Below are 20,241 nucleotides of genomic sequence, written 5' to 3'. Positions count from 1 at the left end.
CCACTTTATTTTATTAAACTTTCAAAAATATTTGAAAATTAGAAAACAAAATGTACCTTTGATCCGTGGAATACAGCGAAGCAAAACATAAGTTTATTCAGGCCTGGGGTACACTAGGATCCAGTTGGGGTATTAACAAAGCAATGGCACAAATCCATGCTTTGCTATTACTGTCAACAGAGCCTCTTTCCGCTGAAGATATTATGGATGAGTTGCAGATGTCGAGGGGGAATGTGAATATGAACGTACGAGCGCTGATGGATTGGGGAATTGTAAAAAAGGAATACAAAGTAGGGGAGAGAAGAGAGTTTTTTAGCACCGGCAAAGATGTGTGGGAATTGGCAAAGCAGGTTTCCAGAGAGAGAAGAAGGCGCGAGATAGAGCCGGTGTTACAAGTACTTGGTGAAGTACAACAGGTCAAAGGTGATGACAAGAAACAGATTGCAGAATTTAAGAAAGTGACCAAAGACTTGTATGATTTTTCAAGTAAAGTGGATGGTATGATAGAGAAGTTTACAAAATCCGATCAAAACTGGTTTTATAAATTATTACTGAAGCTTTAATTTTTTTTATAACCTAAAGTTTCAAAACTTATTGAAAATAATGAAATCACTTAAATATTTGTTTAACCTTAAATAATACAGTAATGAACTACATCTTGCTCACCTACGCTTTGTACTTGCCAATCACAATTGCCTTGACTATCTACGTAGCACGAACCTTGTTTCAGAATGGCAGAGTATTTTTAGTTGACATTTTTCACCAAAATGAGCTGCTGGCTGATAGTGTAAACAGACTTCTGCTGGTCGGCTTCTACCTGATTAACATTGGTTATGCTGTATATACACTCAAAATATTTACTGAAATAAGCAGTGTACAAGTTGTTGTTGAGGCGCTTAGCCTTAAACTCGGTGCCATCATTCTGATTCTGGGGGGTATGCATTTCTTCAATCTCTTTGTTTTCTTCAAACTCCGTAAAAGAGCCAGCGAGAATATAGCTTAAGGTTGATAAGGGCGTTGCACAAGCAATGCCCTTTTTATTTAACAGGTTCACGTTTATAAATATGAATAAGACAAAAATTATCCTGGCAGGTGGTAGTGGTTTTCTCGGTACGTTACTCACCAATCACTTCTTGAAACAAGGACATGAAGTAATTATCCTAACCAGAAGGACATCGCAACGAGTCGATGGTGTTCAATATGTGCACTGGGATGGAAAGCATCATGGTGATTGGACCAAACACCTGGAGGGTGCTGATCTTGTGGTTAATCTTAATGGCAAGTCAGTTGACTGCCGCTATACAACAAAAAATAGACAATTGATTTATGCGACAAGACTTGAAGCAACTGAGGCCTTAGGCAAAGCCATTCTCAATTGTAAACAGCCGCCTGCTTGTTGGATTAACGCTTCCTCAGCCACCATTTATCGCTACTCCATTGATCAAGCCATGGATGAATACACTGGCGAGATAGGTGAAGGGTTTTCAGTGGATGTGTGCAGACAATGGGAACAATCGTTTACCAAGTTTGAATTAGCGGATACTCGAAAAGTGATCATGCGCATCGGTATTGTGTTGGGTAAAGACGATGGTGCCATCAAGCCATTAAAAATGTTGGCTAGGTTAGGTTTGGGCGGAAAACAAGGATCAGGTAAACAATACATGAGTTTGATTCATGAAAAAGATTTTGTTAACGCAGTTGATTTCTTATTTAAAAATTCTACAGCTAGAGGAGTATACAATGTAGTATCTCCAAACCCGATTACTAACACCGACTTTATGCGAGACTTGAGAAGATCACTCGCCATGCATTTTGGTATACCGCTACCTTCTTATTTACTGAAGCTTGGCGCAATGCTTATCAAAACAGAAACAGAGTTAGTTATGAAAAGCAGGAGAGTGGTACCAAAGCGCCTGCTTAAGGAAGGCTTTGTATTTGAATTTCCTGTAATGAAAGACGCTTTGGCTGATTTAAAAAACTAAACAATAAAGTATGAACTGAATGGATCATTTGTAAAATCAATTCATCATAGCTTTAGTTTTCATATTTCCTATTCTTAAAAATTTTATTACCCTAAGTTAAGATGTAAACCCCCAAGTAACATTTCGATGCTATGAGGCGTCTCGTTGTCGTAAAAGCTGTTTAAGCAGCCTTAAAAACTATACGAAACACCTTGACCATGAAATGCAACAACAGAATGGGAATCACCTCATTATTGATAATTGTTCTCACCCTTTTTAGGTGCTCATCAGAAAATTTAACGGATGATGAGATGGATAAACTATACCCACCTTCCGCATTACGAGCCGATGTAGATTACCTTATTGAGACACTGGAAAAACGACACGTCAATTTTTATCAGCGCGCCCAACAGGATTCAATTGAATTCATTAAAAATAAGATCAAAGCAGATTTAACGAGTGCGATGGACAGAAAGTCCTTCTTTAAAAAGATTGCGCTGCTGAATCCTTATTTTAACGATGCACATTGCCTTGTTTTCCCCTTAACGGATGAAGCCAATCGGGATATAAGTCGTGGAGCAAAACTGTTTCCTTTTCATGTTGTGCTCAATGAGCAAGGGTACCTATATCCTGAACGCAGCTATCAGCGCCTGGCTGACAAGGTTTTACTCGACAAGACTATGCGCATTGAATCTATTAATGGTGTACCTGCCGGTGAAGTGATTCGAACCATTGAACAATATAGTCATGGAGAAACAAGCCGGTTAAGGAAGCACATGACAACCTTACTTTTTCATCATTGGCTCTATACCTTATACGGTTGGAAAGATGATTTTGAACTTACACTCAATGAAGGTAAAGTAAACATTGCACTTAAGGCTGCTGATGAATGGAAAAGCCTGGAGATAAATACGGTTCAGTACAACAGACTTGAAATGATAGCAGATGTGGCTTACCTGCGCTTAAACAGTTTTGATGTAGACGAACATCTGGAGGCCTATAAGCATTTTATTGATGATGCTTTTGCAACTATCAAGAAAGATGAAATAAAGAAACTCATTATAGATGTTAGGGGTAATACAGGCGGTCAATCAGATGCAGGCGCTTATGTACTTCAATATTTAACAAGTAAACCGATCAACCAGGTTTCAAATGCCTACGAACGTATCCATGAAGGAAATGCCGGATGGTTTAATTACAAAGGGAAACCAGGATCATTAATTACGATGAACATGGACGATGAAGATATTATACAACCTATAGCCCATGATAAGCGATTTAATGGTGAGGTGCTTGTGTTATCGGACGAGATGACCTATTCAGCAGGCATCATCTTTATTACTAATGTGCAGGATCATAAGATTGCCACACTGATCGGCAGACCAACAGGTGGCTATGCGAATCAGACGGGTAACATTGAAGCTTTCCGTTTGCCTAATACTAAATTATTAGTTTATGCGCCTGCCAGAACGTTTGTGCGTGTGAATGGAGACAGTACGATACATTCTGTCAAACCGGATATATTACTCATGCAACCTGATAGTTTATACAAGGGTACAGATTATATACTGGACTATGCAATGAAATCATTAAATGAAAAGAAATAATAACTCTGTAAGTAAGGTGAATCTATAATTTACTAATAGAAATACGTTGGCGGGTACAATCCAATAATTTTAAAGGTGATAAATATTGTGCCTGCCAATACTTACCATATGTTAATTTGAAGACAATTGCCCACTTGGATACTGTTTTCACATGCCCTGATTGCTTAAACTTGTTCAACAATCAGTAATTCATAAAATATGCACAGTGATGTAAAGGAATGATTATCTAAAGGGCATTTTTTTCAAATTCAGGAAAACAAAATATTCTACATAGCGCAGGGCGATGGTGAGGTTATCTTGGTGATTCATGGTTATCCTTATAGCAGCTTTGAATGGAGGGATGTTGTAAAGGTCTGGAGCAAGTCTAACCGCGTGATACTTATTGATTTATTGGGATTTGGTTTTTCTGATAAGCCACAATACCACAACTATACTTATGAAGACTATGTTCTTCACATAACATTGCTGATGCAACATCTAGGCGTGAGACGAGTACACGTAGTAGCGCACGATCTGGGGGCCAGTGTAGCACAAGAACTCATCGCCCAGCAAAAGGATAAGCGTTTAGATATTGAAATCAGTTCGATAGCCTTTGTAAATGGTGGCTTGTTTATGGATGTCTATAAACCGCGTTTGATACAACGATTACTGTCACAGTCGCCCGATTGGTGCGGCAGACTTATTAATCAATTACTGAGCAGATCGTTGATTGAAAAATCTATTTGCCAGCTTTTTGGTAAACAAAGTCGCCCCTCACAGGAATTACTCAACCAACTCTGGGATGTATTAATCTATAATGAGGGAAAGAACATCTCCTATCGCTTAGGACGGCTTGTTTTTGAAAAATATCGGTATCAGCTTCGATGGATTTCAGCTATGCAGGAAACGATGATTCGTATTTGCTACATCAACGGACCTGCAGATCCAAATTCAGGTGAACATATGGCCAGGCGCTACGAACAGCTTATTCCAAATCCAAAAGTTTTCAGATTGAATCAGCATGTCGGTCATTGGCCGCATTTGGAGGATAGCGTGTCATTTTTAGAAGCTTATCATGATTTCCAACAGCTGCATAGGCAAGCTTAAAATTTTGAACTTCTTATCCTGCTGAGACTTTGCGGTGTTATACCCAGATAAGCTGAAAGATCAGCCAACGGTATGGCTGCAATTTGTTTGGGGTGTAACATGATTAAATTCTTATAACGCTGTTCTGCAGTTAGCGCTATTGCTTCAATGAGGCGATTTTGCAAAGTGTGAACATAGCGTATCAGGAAGTGGTTAAGTACCAAATGATACTTTTCTGCACCCAGGCTTTTTTCAAGATTTTTCCAGGTACAACATATTATCTCGCTGTCAATTAATGCAATAATTTTAAAGGCTTGAATAGGAGGTTGCAACAGGGTAGCAGGGTCGCCATCCAAATCTCCTTTAAATGTAAAACCTAGGATGTGAGTTTCTTGCCCCAGCATTTTGGTGGTTTTAAAAATGCCATTTTTTATATAAAAGAAGAAGGGAGCTGGTATTTCAGTATTAACAATGGCTTCACCTGCTTTGATAATTCGCGTACTACCTATCTGCTGAATGGTTGTGAATAGCTTTTTTGAGAATTCATCGGATGCATGGTCTACATGAAATTCGGGACTGAGCATATATGTTAAGTTAATTCAGCCTGCAAATTACAGCATTGTACCTGATAACTTAATTTTGAAATTGTTAATAAAAAAAAGAGGAAGATTTTACCTTCCTCTTTTTTACTACTAATTTTTCTTTCTGCTACTAGAATTGTCGGCTCGCTTAAAGGTGGGGTTTGACGAGCCACCGTTATTCGATTTAATTTCGCGTGACGCTGAGCTCTTGCCTCCATTACTTGAACTCGACCGCTGAAAAGTATTACTGCTTTTCTGCTGGGGTGTATAACTACGTTGAGAATATTCCTGTTTATTTTTGTCACCACCACTTCTGTTGAAAGAAGAACTTTGTTTAACACGCTCACTTTTTTCAAAAGTTTGCTTATCGGAGTTGCTACTTCGCTCAACAGGTTTGTATTGTTGTTTTTCTTCACGACTGCTGTACTGTTTGTCAGGCGTGCTGTCAAAACTCCTCTCAGTCCTTTGCTTTTCGTTGGTCTGTAAAGTGCGTGTTCCTCCATTCGCATAACCACCTTTCTCAGCGCGACTGCTATTGTTATTGCTATAGTTTCTTTCATTAGCCTGCCTCGAGCTTCTGTATTGAACAACCCTATCGTGATGCCTGTTGTGTACCACTACCGAAGATGTTCTGTGTGGGCGATACAAGTCACGGGCATATGCTACTCTGTGGGTATGGCAATGCGAATAATAAGGTCTGTAAGGATTCCAGTAGCTGTAATAGTCATAGTAGCCTATAGGTCTCCAGCTGCTCCACCAAACTGGCCGTAAGTGCCAGTGCCATGGAGAAACCCACACGGTATAGTAGGGGCTATAAATATACTGAACCGATGGCCAGGCCCATACATTCACCACAGTTCGTGTAGTCATGGTTCCTGCGTTAATGCGTACCTCATCGGTGGGTTCTATAATGGTTTCAATGCCATAAATATCCTCGTCACCAGTAATTTGAAGCACTGCTTTTCCGTTTGCCAGTTTCTCCAGCTCAATCACCGCTATATCCTGACTTTCATTGTCGGATATGACAGCCTGCAGAATGAATGCATGAACATTGCCACGATTTTTATCAATTACCCGTATATAATCAATTTGGCCGTCCCCGTTCAAATCCAGGTTGTTTACCCTGGCGTCAGCGGAATTAAGCAATCGTTCAAATTCTTCAGGCGAGCTTGATTTCTTAAAGAGTTCGAGTGCACCCTCAAGGCTGAAATCATCCCCAGGAACTTCAGCCTGAAAGTCCTGCGCAATGAGTGCTATTCCTCCACTCAGCAGGAAAAACAGCGACAGCATTTTTAACCTAAGCGTTTTCATAACATGGTTGTTTAATGTAAACAGATTATTACAAAGAACGAGCCAAAGAAACATTAGTTTGTATGAGGAGGCTATAAAGGGATTAAAATGAGATTAGAATTGGGCTGCGGGCTTAACAATGTGTCTGGGGGCTTTTTTCGTTGTTCGTTGTTCATTGTTCGTTGATGGTTGTTTGTTGTTCGGCAGGAACCTTCCCTTAAAGAATAAATTAAGTAACCATTTATCCTCTAACTTCGAGCCTCTAACCTCGAGCAATATTGATTATCCCAATCCGAAATAGTAGTTTCGGTAAAACAAATTATGGATTATCAGACTTATCTTCCATCTGAGTTATTAGCTGATTTTGTTAAATGCTACTGGACTTTAATGGCACCTGCTGAAGCGCATCCGGAACGGCAAAAGATAGTTCCTGATGGTTGTATGGAAATGATTATACACTATGGCGATCAGTACAAACAATTCCGCGATGATGAAAGTAATTTTATTCAACCCCGCAGTTTTGTTTTCGGGCAACTCACCAAGCCATTGGAAATAGCACCTACCGGAGTTACAGGCATTATTGCCGTAAGGTTTCATCCTGATGGTTTTATTCCTTTCACTACCATGCCAGTATCGGCTATGGAGAACCGTGCAGTGGCCTTGACTGAATTGTATGGACAGGAGGGTACCCAATTGGAGACAGAGGTAATTCGCACAACCCATCATATAGAAAGGATTGCGATCCTTGAAACTTTTTTATTGAAAAGACTGAAGGATAAAAATACCATTGACGCGCTTACTGCATCGAGTGTTGATGTCTTGTTATCCCTGAAAGGTCAGTTGAGTGTGGATCAGCTGGCAACACAACAGAGCACCTCCAGAAGGCAATTAGAAAGAAGGTTTGCTGCTACCGTTGGCCTTAGTCCCAAGCAATTAGCCAAAATCATTCGCCTGCAACATACCTTAAAAAACCTGGAGCAAAAGCAGTTCGCGAACTTAGCTTCATTGGCTGTTGAGCATGGCTATTTTGATCAGGCTCATTTTATTAAGGATTTTAAAGAGTTTACAGGCATGACGCCCAAACAGTTTTATGCAGATAGTCTGAAGATGTCAGCCTTGTTTATCCATGGCGATTAGTTGTCGTCTTTTTACAATTTTATAGCTGATCTGTGTTATAATTTTGACCTGATCAAATCACTCATCAATTTAAATCTGAAGCGGCTTGCTATGAAAAGACTATTTACTTGCCTGATACTGATTGTGCTAAGCACACGTGCAAATGCACAAGCAACTGAATCATTAAAATGGATGTTAGGTACCTGGAAGATTAATACGGGCCAGGGCTATGTTGTTGAGCAATGGAGTGTATTAAATGACAGCACTTTTTCAGGGAAGAGTTTTTTTGTTAAACCAAATAATGACACGATACCCCAGGAAGTGATACAACTCGCTTTGCGAAAAGGGCAGTGGTATTATACACCAACGGTGGAAGGGCAAAACAACAATCAGCCTGTAAGTTTTTCTTTACAATTTATCGGCAGGGCAGAGTTTATCAGTACAAATCCCAACCATGACTTTCCGCAACGGATTGCCTACAGGCGTATTAAAAACCAGCTCTTTGCCAGTATTGAAGGCTTAAAAAAGAACAAGTACATCAAGCAAAACTTCGACTTTTCTGCTGAGTGAATTGTCATGCGCTGACAAAGTTTAGCTTATTCAGGCCTGCACGAATTTCATTGCGTTGAGAAGAGTGAATACTACATACAGCTATTCGTCCTTCAGTACTTCCACAGGATTTTGTCGCGCGGCTTTCATAGCATGATACGAAGTGATGAGTATGGCGACTGCAAAAGTACTCAGACCAGCCCCCACAAAAATCCATGCGGAAGGTTGAATTTTATATGCAAAACTCTCCAACCATAACTTCATTAACCAATAGGCCACAGGTGCACCCAGGATAAAAGCAATGCTGATCAGACTTGTGTAAGATCTGGATATTAAACTGAGAATGTCGTAGACCGAAGCTCCAGAAACTTTTCGAATGCCAATCTCTTTTGTTCTTTGTTCTAGTGCATAAATGATCATGCCCAATAAACCAAGACTGGCAATTAAAATGGCTAGAAAAGCCATGACAGTAAGCACCTTTCCAAATTGTTGTTGCGAACGGAAAGTTTCCGCAAATGCCTGATCAATAAAGAAGTACTGGAACGGAGTGTCTCCTGCACGGGATTTCCAAAGGTTCTGCATTTCAGTAATTGTTTGTTCCCAGTCTTTGGCATCCTGCGCCTGAATGCGAAGCGCCAGTTGCTGTCGCTTTTCAGGATAAATTTGTTCAGTCTTGATATGAAAGATGGCCATAGGTTCAATGGGGTTGGCCAATGACCAGTAATTGTAATCTGCAACGACACCAGCAATTTCAAAGCTTGTATCTTCGTAATAGATGCGCTTGCCAATCACGGACTCATTCAAAGGCCAGCCAATTCTTTTGATAGCAGATTCATTCAGGATTACGCGGTTCACATCGGCAGGAATGTCTTTAGAGAAGTTCCTTCCATACTTTAGTTTAATATCGAGAGTAGTAAGATAATGCTCATCAGCGCCTGTAAAGTTGATTGGAATTCTCAGCTCATTATTCCCCTCCGCACCAAAGGTATCTCCACCCCAGATGCGTGGGGGGACTGAATTACACCAGGTAGCATCTGCTACCCCTGTTACGTTCATGCTGGCCTGAGCAAAGCTTTCGCCATCACGCAAGGCCTCCATATGTTCTATCACCAGCACATTATCTCTATTGAATCCCAGGTCTTTAGCGGCAACAAAGTTGAGTTGCTGAAATACTATGGCCGTACAGATAATGAGGATGATGGAAACGCTGAATTGAAATATGACCAAAGCATTTCTGAACGATTTTCCTTCACGACCGACCTTCAACTTTCCCTTCATGGCTTCAACTGGATTAAAAGAACTCAGGAAGAGGGCAGGGTAGCTGCCGGAAATAAGCGTCATGAGTAAGACAAGGCTAACCATGCCAGCTACCAGGGGCAGATTATTCAGCAGGTTTAGTTCCAGTTGCTTATCGGTGATGAGGTTGAAAAGTGGAAGCAAGACCTGTGTAAGTGCAAGGGCAATAGACAGTGCAACTACACAAAAGATGAACGCTTCTGCAAAGTATTGAAGACTGAGTGCGCCCTTACCCAGTCCAAGTATCTTCCGTACGCTTGCTTCTTTCACCCTGCGCGTAAATTGCGCGGTAGAAAGGTTCATAAAATTAACACAAGACAATAATACAATGAATATGGCCGCTCCGATGAAAGAATAAATGACCGTACGATTTCCTGAATCATTCAACCTGTTAAGCACCGTATGTTCCGGTAAGTGAATGCTTGTCATGGGTTGAAGAAACAGCTCCCATTGCTTGCCGGATTTAATATACTCATCAAAGGTCATGTTAAACACCCTGCTCATGGTTTGCCCCAGGTGTTTGCGGGGAATATCACTCATTTTTTTTCGTACGCCTTCAATATCAGCTCGCTGATCTAAGCGCACGTAGGTCTCGAGTTGCGTCCACACCCAACTCCAGTAAAAACGCTCTACAGGGAAGCTCTTCATGGAGAGCAGTACATCAAATTCTATATAAGAGTTGTCGGGTGTGTCGGCAACAATACCAGTAATCTCATAAGTCTTTTGTTCTTCACCATTTACACCACCCACCCGTATCAGTTTTCCTATCGGATCGGCCTCACCAAAATATTTTTTAGCAGCAGAGGCAGTCATTACCATGGTATTAGCCTGATCAAATACAGTAGAAGGATCTCCTGCTAATAAGGGGAAATTAAACATCGAGAAGAAGTTCGAATCAGCTGCTAAAACCCTGTCCTCCTCAAAAGCAAGCACCTCACCGCCAGGCTTCGCATAAGACATGATGAAATTACCGGGCGTATGGATACTGCTGATAAGTTCTACTTCTGGAAGCTCTTCTTTGATAGCGTAGGCCACCCCTGGTCCGGTAGATGCAAATTGATCTTTATTGTTTTCGCCCCAGATAAAAGTCTGGTTTACACGGTAAATACGTTCTACGTGATTGTGAAAGCGGTCGTGGCTGAACTCATGCTGCACATACAGGTAAATTAACAAGGTACTGGCCATACTTACTGTGAGACCAAGCAGGTTAATGGTAGAGAAAAGCTTTTGTCTTTTCAGATTGCGAAAAAAAAGAAGAATGAAATTGCCGGACATGGTTTGGTTTTTTCTTTTTATAGGCTAAAGTTGTACCAAACTTAAATACTAGCAGGAATGCGGTTTTTGCTATGTTAGCTGTTCGTTGCTGAGGTGAGGTGTCCGCTTTTGGGATGATTACTCACTGATCGGCAGAGCCCATGACAAGACTATATCTCTTACCATTCCAGCTATACAGCTCATCACCTCCTTTAAAATCATATTTTGAGTACTCATCTGCAGGATACATTTCATTGCTAGATAGGAAAATGTCCATTAGTTTATTCTCTGCCTCCTGTAGCGTCAACATGGTTTCAATATAGATTTGTTGATACGACATTTCACCGTTCAATTCACTTTCAGAGTTTGAAAATTGAAAGTGGCTAACTGGATAGGATAATACTTCACAGAGTTTAGTATCGTGGCTTACAAAAATTTTAGCTACATGGTATTTATATCCCGAGTCTCCTGCACCCTCTTTAGCATCTGTGGTATTAACAATTACGGCATGCCCTTCGGATGTCAGTGCTATGGGTTCACAGTAAATTTCAGTATAAGATAATCCATGACCTCCCGTTTTTGGCAAGGTCACTTGATCTAGTAAGGTGAAGGTATTGTCTTCAAATTTTAAAAGTGCCAGTGTAGAATAAATAGTTTCAAAGGGAAAGACATCTTCTCTATTTCCGGAATATTTTCCTGTACCGGTTTGGAGCAAAACAATGAGTAAGTTGTTTTGCCCTGAGGTTATATCGATCACACTGTCTGCAGAAATAATGGCCTGAGCAAATTTCCCCTTTTGTTTAGTCTTTTCTGTTATGAGGTAATAGAAAATGGAATCAGTTCCTGAGAGATCAAGCATCACCGCATCATTTCTATTTTTTTCTTCCATTTCTTTTCCATCATCTTCTTCAGCGGTAACTATTGCAGGATAGCTGAAAGCAGATGACGAGTCAGTGTCTGAAGATATAGACGACACGTCCTCTTGTTTTTGATCCTTTATCACACATGAATAGTTTAAAAGTAGTGAGATCAATAATATCGGATGTTTCAATAGTCTTAGCATGAAGGACAATTTATTTATACTTGTTCCAACAAGTGCAGTATTGATCTTTTTCTTATGAAGATTTGACCACAGATTATATTTCAATCACCAAGGTGTTGGGATGTTGTAAGTATGGAACAGTTTATTTTTTAAGATTCATACGCAAGCCATCACCTACTTCGGGTGATAAAAAATAAACAGAGCTGAAAACTTTCTGTAATTGTAATCCTTACAGAAAAAATCTAATTGCATGAGAACTAAAAAAGCATGATGCATTTTTGGCTTTCTGATGCTAGAAATAAATTAAAACATGATTTAGACCCGTCTTTGCTTGTTCTAAACCATTCTATTACGATATGGGCAGGTATTAACATAAAGCTTATAAGATTAACAGCTAAGTAATCACCTGCATAATTAATGCTTTGATACCCTGTAACCATTCACATGAATGCCAGTAATTAATCATAAACTAAATCTATGATTAAAACGATTATTGTATCGCTAGTGAGTTTTATGTGTTTTTATGCACAGGCTCAACAGAACTTTACCTATTCCGTAGAGTTAAAGCAGCCCAAAGTAACAAAGGCTAGTTTGCTGTTGGTTGAGTATGAGCTGGGTGGTGTTAGATACACTGACAGTCTGCTATTTGGTGAATCGGTGAATGTCATCACAAAAAGTTTAGCACAACCGGTGGCCGCATCCATACGCCTGCTGGGTAGTGCTGATGTTAAACAGGTCTTTCTGGCCAATAATGTACTTAGTATATCAAATAATCAAGGAGAATTAGTACTTGCACCTTATGTGCTGGAGCGTGAATTTTTGTCACTGAGTCAGAATGACAGAATCAGGGCCGGATACTTTCCTTTGTATGGCGAATTAAATGCGCGTAACGACTCCGTTGGATTAAAGAAATTGAGTGTGATTTTTGACAGCCTGCGCCAAAACGATATTGAGAAAGCTAAAAGCTATTTCGATAAGAATAACAATTCACTGCTTTCATTGTATGCGTTTAGTCGTTTTGCTTCCTTTAGTGGAGATTACACTACCCTTGAAAATGATTATGCGCTTTTGCAGCCATGGGCCAAAGAAAGCCCTGACGGAAAGCTTGTCCGTGCAAAGATAAACGGAGCCATTGCTGCTAAAACAGGCGTGACGGCAAAGAATTTTGAACAACGCTCTTCCACAAATGATTTAATAAAGCTATCCGATTTTAAAGGTAAATACGTGCTGCTTGACTTTTGGGCAAGTTGGTGTGGGCCTTGCAGAAAGGAGCATCCTGATCTTGTTAAAGCATATGCACAATTCAAGGCGTATGATTTTGAAATAATCTCAATATCACTTGATAATATTAAATCTGCATGGCTTAAGGCAATAGAAAAAGATGGATTGACTTGGTCTAATGTTTCTGATCTGAAGGGTATGCAAAATGAAGTTGCCATACTTTACGGAGTTCAATCAATACCTGCTAATTTTCTGATTGATCCTCAAGGCACGATTGTTTATAAGAATTTATCAGGGAGGGATTTGTTGGAAATTCTGAGCAAGAACCTTGTGACAAAATGATGCATAGTAGATTAAAACTCCATGTGGCATGACTAGTTTGATTAACACTTTTTAACAAAGTTTAGAAGTATAAAATCATTCTGAGAATAACCCTTCAGCAGTCTTTTCGTTACTTGCTTGCATGAAAGTTCAATACCAGAAGATTTTTCTCATTCTAATCGTTATGCTGCTGGTGTTATTGCAGGCTTCACCTATCTGGGGACTGACTGTTGGATTACTGTTTAGTTTAGTTTTAGGTACTCCTTTTAGCCGAGAGAAACTCACTCAGTTTCACAGTCCGCTTCTAAAAGTAGCCGTGGTAGGACTCGGTTTTGGGTTAAATGTCAACAACGTACTCACTACTGGAAAGGAGGGTATTGTGGTGACAGTCATCCTGTTGGGCCTTATTGTTACGGTAGGTTATGTATTTGCGAAAGTATTTCAACTGAACATGCGAACCGCATTATTAATTACTTCTGGTACTGCTATTTGCGGGGGTAGTGCCATTGCAGCCATGTCGCCCATTGTTAGGGCTAAAGGGGTAGAATTGAGTGTAGCCATGGGTGTAGTGTTTATTCTGAATGCCATTGCGCTCATGGTGTTTCCCCTGATTGGCAAAGCATTGCATATGACAGACTCACAATTTGCCTGGTGGGCCGCCATGGCTATACACGATACAAGTTCAGTGGTGGGAGCAGCAACGCAATTTGGTGATCAGAGTCTGGCACTGGCTACCACTGTTAAACTTACACGTGTATTGTGGATTATACCGGTTTCTTTAGTAGCGGCCATTGCCATGCAAAGCGATAAGAAGCAGTTTTCTATTCCTTACTTCATAGGCTTTTTCCTGCTGGCAGTACTTTTGTCGTCTTACATTCCCTTTGTGCAAACTGCAGCACCGGTATTTACGCAAGTATCAAAAGTGTTATTCACTATAGTACTCTTCTTAATTGGCTTAAGTTTAAATAAGGCCATGTTTGCAGCAATGGGAGCTAGGCCGTTGTTATATGGAACAGCCTTATGGATTATCAGTGCAGTGTCGTCTTTGTTATTGGTGTATAACTATAGTGGATTTAATAAATTTTAAATGCTGATTATTGCACCACCACTTGCCCTTGTTGAATTACGGGTGTCTGCCATTTAACGGTGTATTATAGTTTGTGTAAGCGCTATTAATACTGAGCAGGATTGAAGAGACCTTTTGGTCTCTTCAACTTTTTTACTCTTCCCCAAGTAGAGTAAACCTGCCAGATAAGATCAGACTTTATCAGTTGATTGTTATCTGTTAATAGTTTTGGTGAACCCTTAAACGAATAACGATTGACTATTTGCTATTACAAGTTCATTTTCCATGCTCTACCTACAGCTTAGCGCATGGTTTATAGTAAACAAAGTTGCCGGCACGCTTTCAATTATACAAGGGCATAACTACGGATATTAAAACTCAGGTACTTCTACGGGGAACCCCGTAGAAGTATGGGTGTACGATCGTAGAAATGCCTGTCTCTACTTATTGATTGTGCCTGATTCAGAATCGGGTTCGTAATATGTATCTTACTGTGAGCTTTTTTTTCCTCTAACCATTAACTTGCCGGCACTGTATTTTTTATAAGTTGATAAGTTCTTTTTCACAATTATGCACCCCATTCTTTTTGACTTCGGTTCCTTTACCCTCTATAGCTATGGCACGCTTATAGCGCTCGGTTGTATATTCGCCTTTTTGTTCATGTGGCGTCAAGGCCATAAACAGTTTGGTCTATCCCTACACCAGGCAAACACACTCGCGCTTCTACTCATCGTAGCATCGTTCGTGGGTGGCAAGGCGCTGCTCTTCTTCGAATCACCGGATGAATACGTAGAAACTCCAATGCGACTACTGACCGGTGGTGGATTTGTGTTTTACGGATCACTGCTGTTTTGCATTCCTACCATGCTGTTCTTCTTTCGCTACCACAAGCTACCCACGGCAGGCATGCTAGATATTATGGCCATGGTTACATGCATTGTACATGGTTTTGGACGGCTGGGGTGTTTTATGGCAGGGTGCTGTTATGGCATACATACGGACTCATTTCTTGGCGTTGTGTATTCGCATGATCGTTGCCCGGCCCCTCTCGGGCAATCATTACATCCAGTGCAGCTTTATGAATCGGCTTTTATATTCACTGTGCTATTCGTATTGTTCATTCTTCAAAAACGGAAACAGTTTGCGGGCCAGGTTTTCCTGGTATACATGATGACGTATGCGGTCGGTCGCTCGGTGCTGGAACTCTTCCGAGGGGATGAAGAGCGTGGATTTGTAATCGAGGGCTGGGTAAGTCATTCACAGTTCATTGCTTTGTTGATGTTTGTCGCTGCAGCCGTTTTCTACTATGTATTGAAAAAGAGAGCAACGGGCTGACCAAATAAAAAGCACCACTACTGTGATAGTAGTGATGCTTTTGTATTGCCGAGGTGATGGCTCTAAAGAGTAGTAGAAAAGTCAAACCGATAGTACCCGGAGATACTGGCAGTTCGCTGTTGAGCAGGTGCTGTATACTGAAAAACTGTGTTCCATTGTCCCGGTAGGTTGATCTCACCACCATAAACTATATGAGGCACACCGTCTGACCGCATGACGTTCTGTACTACATTATATTTTTGATCAGCAGGTATTCCTAACTTTCCCGAGACTGGCCAAAAGGGTTCTACATTGTTCGTGATAGTGAAGGTATCTCCGTCTTCGCTAAATTTTATTGTCATTCCCGGAAATTCGCTAGTTACATTTTTTATTACTGTAAATCCGGTTTCATCCGTAAGAAAGACTCCCGTTGCAGAATAGCGCTTATTACCTAACGTTGCTTTCCATGTATCGATGGGCTCATCCTCCTCCTCGGATTCGTCACAACCGGTCAGCGCGGGTAATGCAAGTAGCAGCGACAGTGATGCTAGTAACATGAGTATTTTATATGCTTTCATTTTCTTCCTGGTTTATTTTTTAATGACCTTAATCGTTGTTGTCTTGCCTTGACCGCGCAGGCGGAGTACGTACAAGCCGTTTGGCATATCCGTCAAATCGAGACTCATGAGTCGGGGTGCTACTTCGTAGGCCTCGCGCTGAAAGGCAACACCCGCAGAAGTAATTATGGTAACCTGCTTCTCGTATGTGCTACTGATGGTATATATGCCATTCCCCGGGTTCGGATAGGCCATCGTATTGATGTCTGCACCTTCCTCCAATTCGGTAATGTATACACACTCTGCCGTGATTGGCTTCGTGTTGTTCGATGCGTTTGTAGTTAGTGTAAGCGTACCACTGTAATCCCTGACTATTGTTGGCGAAAACGTGATTGAAATATCCCGTGTTGCATCGTCTGCCAACGTGAACGAGGTAGGTGTTACTGTAAACCCGGCAGGTACAGTGACATTAGTGATTGTTGCCACACCCGGGCCACTGTTGGTCACTGTTATTGCCAAGGTTAGTGTTTCCCCTCTCAGCAGCAGGCCAAAGTCAATCTCTTCAATTTCAAGTATAGCCCTGCTGTCAGTTACATCAATCGTTGCAGTTGCAGAAGCCTGCAAGTAGTTGTTTGTCTCAGCCGCAAGCGCTGTAATAGTTACCGAACCAGGCGCTACAAGGTTAAGTGTGTTGCCATCAACGGTGGCGACACTCGTGTTAGACGAGGAGAAGGTAACTTGCCCTGAAGGTGCTGTTGCGGACAATGTTAGGGTGTTTCCATTGGCGAGATCATATGTTTCCAGCAGATCAAACCCGCTGATCGATTGACTGGCTTTGTTCACGGTAAGGGATCGCTCAACAGCAGCAGCTGCGTTGTAGTTGGCATCACCAGCCTGCGATGCGGTGATGGTAGTTGTACCCGCGCCTACAATGGTAAGTTGATCTCCATCGATGGTTGCAACATTTGTATTTGAGGATGTGTAAGTGATGGCCAACAGAGAAGTAGTGGTTGCTTCCAGGGTGAAAGGGCCATCGCCAAAAGTCTTTACAGGTAGTTCGTCAAAGGTGATGGTCTGATCGCATTTTACTAACGTAACTGTAACTGCCAGGCGGCTCGTGCTCTCGCAATCAACAGTCTGGCTAGCGTAGTAGGTAGCATTGGCTGTCAATGCAGTGGTAGTTGCTAATGGAGTACCGCCTGTTTCTGCCGCGTACCACCTAATAAAAGTACCCATAGCCGTTAGTTGCGCCACAGTACTACCAAAGCAAAAGTCTTGAGTAGCATTTCCAGTGGGTGCAACCGGTATAGCGGGGGGGGCATTAACAGTAGCTATTGTGGCTACTGATGAACAACCATCTGAGCTTTTAATGATTACCTGATAATCACCCGTTACCAGTCCTGATTTGATATTGCTACTCTGATAATCAGTGCCATTATTGAAACTGTAGGTATCACCAGCTTGTTGAACAGTCACGGTAATAGTACCAGCACTCGTACAGGAAGGCTGAGTTAATGTAACAACAGGCGCTGCAGGCGTAATGGGCTGAGTAGCGATTGTGACTGTAACTGATGCTGAAACACACCCGTTTGAATTCTTGATACGCACCTGATAGTCACCTGCCATCAATCCTGACTTGACATTGCTGCTCTGATAATCAGTGCCGTTGTTGAAACTATAAGTCTCTCCTGCATTCTGTGTTGTAATGGTTATCGCACCTGTAGCGGTAGAACAAGTTGGCTGAGTCACTTCACTAACAGGGGTTGTCGGCACAGCTAACAGTTCAACAGTTACTGCCGAACGGCTAATGCTAGGGCAGAAGGTAGAAAATAGTTGCTCTGCGTAATAGGTAGTTCCATTTACCAATTCGGTTGTACTTGGCAGTACAGTTCCTCCTGTAGCATTGGCATACCACATAATCTCGGCACCGTCCATGGGGGTTGCTGCCAGGTCCGCAATGGTAGAAGCATCACAAAGTACCTGTGTGGGATTAGCCATAGGTGCCGATATTAAATAAACGCCAGCAGCCACAGCAACACGGTCAGCGCTTTCGCATCCATTCACGGTTTGACTGGCATAGAAAACCAGTTCAACATTCGTATCCAATGCCTGGCTGCCACTGAGTGGAGTTCCTCCAGTAGCTACATCGTACCATTTCAGATTAGTGCCATCGGCTGTAAGGTCAGCCACTGTAGCTGAATTACAAAAAAGCTGTGCACCTAAGGAGCCAGGTGCAGCAACAGTATTAACGGTAACTGAAACGGCCAGACGAGTACTCTCACATCCACTGAGTGTCTGGCTTGCAAAATAGGTGGTATTGTTAACCAGTGCGGTAGAGCCCGCGAGCAGATTGCCATTTGAGGCCGCATCATACCATTTAATATCTGTACCAGTAGCTACTAAATTAGCGATTGTTGATGCTGAGCAAAAATTCTGTGTGGCATTTCCGCTTGGTGCCGGTGTCGTGTTGATAGTTACCGTTACTGCCAAGCGAGCTGTACTTTCACACGTGCCCACTGTTTGAGAGGCATAGTAAATTGTGTTGTTTACCAAAGCAGTAGTACCATTTTGTAAGGTGCCACCTGAGCCTGCATCGTACCACTGAATGTTAGTGCCGGTAGCCGCTAATTGGGCTATGGTAGCTCCACTGCAAAACACTTGAGAAGCCGAACCCGTTGGGGCTGCCGGAGTTAAGCATCCAGGATCGAAAATGCGAACATGTCCGCTTGAAATACCATTGCCACTGTTGGCCGGAGCACCAATTGCGATTACCGTACCATCATCATTAATGGCAACGGCTTCTCCGGAAAGATCATTTTGAGCTTCACCTATAATATCGCTACCAACCTGCTGCCAGGTGTTGGTATTAAATGTATACACTTCCGCGCGGCCATTTTCATTTCCAGTACCGCCTCGAGCACCAATAATCAGGTATTGACCATCTCCGGATAGTGCAAGCTTTTTACCAAATTCATCAAAAACAATATTGGATACAATGTCAGATCCTGACTGTGTCCAATCACTACCAGTAAAATCAAATGTGCGAGCATAGCCAATGAATTGCGCACTGAAAATCCCGTCTGTAGGGGCACCAATAGCAAGCCTGTCTGCATCATTTGAGAGACTTACAGAAAATCCAAAGTAATCACCGGTATTATCACCAGTCAGTGTCTTGGATAAATTCCAGGAGTTTCCGCTTCTGTTAAAAATTTTAACACGACCCGTATAATCCGAACCGGGACTCGGAGTGAAAGAAGGGGAGCCAATGGCTAATACCGTTTCAGGCCCTGCCACTTTTAAGCTAACTGAAGTACCAAAATTCTCATAGTCAGTATCTCCAAGCAGGTCAGATCCAACCTGAGACCAGCTTGCTCCACTCCAGCTATAGATACGTACCAGTCCTCTTAACGTACTACCTGCGCCAGGGGCACCGACTGCGAGTAGATTTCCATCCTGTGATAAACTCACATCATTACCAAAATTCTCTTGAGCCGCCCCTGCAATCAGTGCAGTGCTGCGCAATACCCAATCGGTACCGCTCCAATCATAGACATATGCTCTTCCTGAAAACGAAAATTCGCCATACAGTGCAATATCACTGTGTGTACGTGCGCCTACAGCTAGAACATTTCCATTGGCACTCAGACTTAAGGCAGTACCAAAATTATCTCCTGCTTGTTCTGCATACAGGGTACTGCCTTTTTGAACCCAGGCACTACCGTTCCACATGCGTACTTTAACCGAAGACTTTGAATTACCGGGATCCTGATCGTTTGCATTGGCTCCAATCGCCACAACTGTTCCATCAGCCGAAAAACTGAGCGCAAGCCCGATGCTTTCGAGCGTGGCTCCGTCAAGATCACTTCCTCGCTGGACCCAATTCTGGGCGTACAACGTGTGGCTAAGCCCACCAAGCGTTAAAGACATTGTTATAAAAAATGCTTGTAGAAGAGCAGGATATGTTCCTCTGTTCCAAGCAATTGGCAGAAAATTACTGCACA

At 41.9% G+C, this 20,241-nt stretch carries 16 protein-coding genes; 10 read left to right on the top strand and 6 right to left on the bottom strand.

Going from position 1 to position 20,241, the window contains the following annotated elements; all coding sequences use genetic code 11:
* Positions 1-65 precede the first annotated feature (65 nt).
* From ACO1XM_RS04950 to ACO1XM_RS04930, 5 genes are all read left to right on the top strand, one after another.
* Positions 66-563 carry a GbsR/MarR family transcriptional regulator gene (locus ACO1XM_RS04950; protein ID WP_486226421.1) on the top strand — a complete coding sequence of 166 codons (498 nt, stop codon included), beginning with the start codon at positions 66-68 and terminating at the stop codon, positions 561-563.
* Between the two features lie 83 nt (positions 564-646).
* Positions 647-1,003 carry a hypothetical protein gene (locus tag ACO1XM_RS04945; protein ID WP_486226419.1) on the top strand — a complete coding sequence of 119 codons (357 nt, stop codon included), beginning with the start codon at positions 647-649 and terminating at the stop codon, positions 1,001-1,003.
* Between the two features lie 61 nt (positions 1,004-1,064).
* A complete protein-coding gene (locus ACO1XM_RS04940; protein ID WP_486226417.1) occupies positions 1,065-1,982 on the top strand; it encodes a TIGR01777 family oxidoreductase in 918 nt (305 codons plus the stop codon).
* A 290-nt stretch (positions 1,983-2,272) separates the two neighbouring features.
* Complete coding sequence (locus ACO1XM_RS04935; RefSeq protein WP_486226415.1) at positions 2,273-3,568, top strand: S41 family peptidase; 1,296 nt, start codon at positions 2,273-2,275, stop codon at positions 3,566-3,568.
* Positions 3,569-3,868: 300 nt separating this feature from the next.
* Complete coding sequence (locus ACO1XM_RS04930; protein WP_486226542.1) at positions 3,869-4,654, top strand: alpha/beta fold hydrolase; 786 nt, start codon at positions 3,869-3,871, stop codon at positions 4,652-4,654.
* Here the strand turns inward: ACO1XM_RS04930 and ACO1XM_RS04925 are convergent.
* Entirely contained in the window at positions 4,651-5,217 is a 567-nt protein-coding gene (locus tag ACO1XM_RS04925; protein WP_486226414.1) for a Crp/Fnr family transcriptional regulator, read from the bottom strand. The two genes, ACO1XM_RS04930 and ACO1XM_RS04925, sit on opposite strands and share 4 nt — an antisense overlap.
* Before the next feature lie 108 nt (positions 5,218-5,325).
* Positions 5,326-6,525 carry a hypothetical protein gene (locus ACO1XM_RS04920; RefSeq protein WP_486226412.1) on the bottom strand — a complete coding sequence of 400 codons (1,200 nt, stop codon included), beginning with the start codon at positions 6,523-6,525 and terminating at the stop codon, positions 5,326-5,328.
* 300 nt (positions 6,526-6,825) lie between these two features.
* Between ACO1XM_RS04920 and ACO1XM_RS04915 the strand changes: the two genes are divergently transcribed.
* Positions 6,826-7,641 carry a DUF6597 domain-containing transcriptional factor gene (locus ACO1XM_RS04915; RefSeq protein ID WP_486226410.1) on the top strand — a complete coding sequence of 272 codons (816 nt, stop codon included), beginning with the start codon at positions 6,826-6,828 and terminating at the stop codon, positions 7,639-7,641.
* Positions 7,642-7,731: 90 nt separating this feature from the next.
* The gene (locus ACO1XM_RS04910; RefSeq protein ID WP_486226408.1) at positions 7,732-8,190 is read left to right on the top strand and encodes a DUF6265 family protein; all 459 of its coding nucleotides are present in this window, start codon (positions 7,732-7,734) and stop codon (positions 8,188-8,190) included.
* An 81-nt stretch (positions 8,191-8,271) separates the two neighbouring features.
* On the opposite strand, the gene ACO1XM_RS04905 is transcribed toward ACO1XM_RS04910, so the two are convergent.
* Both ACO1XM_RS04905 and ACO1XM_RS04900 read right to left on the bottom strand, forming a co-directional pair.
* Entirely contained in the window at positions 8,272-10,740 is a 2,469-nt protein-coding gene (locus tag ACO1XM_RS04905) for an ABC transporter permease (RefSeq protein WP_486226406.1), read from the bottom strand.
* A gap of 121 nt (positions 10,741-10,861) precedes the next feature.
* Positions 10,862-11,722, bottom strand: a complete 861-nt coding sequence (locus ACO1XM_RS04900; protein WP_486226404.1) for a hypothetical protein — start codon at positions 11,720-11,722, stop codon at positions 10,862-10,864.
* Positions 11,723-12,238: 516 nt separating this feature from the next.
* Between ACO1XM_RS04900 and ACO1XM_RS04895 the strand changes: the two genes are divergently transcribed.
* From ACO1XM_RS04895 to ACO1XM_RS04885, 3 genes are all read left to right on the top strand, one after another.
* Positions 12,239-13,324, top strand: coding sequence for a peroxiredoxin family protein (locus tag ACO1XM_RS04895; protein WP_486226402.1), 1,086 nt, complete (start codon positions 12,239-12,241; stop codon positions 13,322-13,324).
* Between the two features lie 121 nt (positions 13,325-13,445).
* On the top strand, positions 13,446-14,390 hold the full coding sequence (locus tag ACO1XM_RS04890; RefSeq protein WP_486226400.1) for a YeiH family protein: 945 nt from the start codon (positions 13,446-13,448) through the stop codon (positions 14,388-14,390).
* A 549-nt stretch (positions 14,391-14,939) separates the two neighbouring features.
* Positions 14,940-15,704 (top strand): prolipoprotein diacylglyceryl transferase, encoded by a 765-nt coding sequence (locus ACO1XM_RS04885; RefSeq protein WP_486226398.1) that lies wholly within the window; start codon positions 14,940-14,942, stop codon positions 15,702-15,704.
* Positions 15,705-15,766: 62 nt separating this feature from the next.
* Here the strand turns inward: ACO1XM_RS04885 and ACO1XM_RS04880 are convergent, their stop codons facing one another.
* Together ACO1XM_RS04880 and ACO1XM_RS04875 are read right to left on the bottom strand one after the other, a co-directional pair.
* The gene (locus ACO1XM_RS04880) at positions 15,767-16,240 is read right to left on the bottom strand and encodes a hypothetical protein (protein ID WP_486226396.1); all 474 of its coding nucleotides are present in this window, start codon (positions 16,238-16,240) and stop codon (positions 15,767-15,769) included.
* Positions 16,241-16,273: 33 nt separating this feature from the next.
* Positions 16,274-20,167, bottom strand: a complete 3,894-nt coding sequence (locus ACO1XM_RS04875; RefSeq protein WP_486226394.1) for an Ig-like domain-containing protein — start codon at positions 20,165-20,167, stop codon at positions 16,274-16,276.
* Positions 20,168-20,241 lie beyond the last annotated feature (74 nt).

The organism is Chryseotalea sp. (genome assembly GCF_057350905.1).
This window is presented reverse-complemented; position numbering and strand designations above follow the sequence as displayed.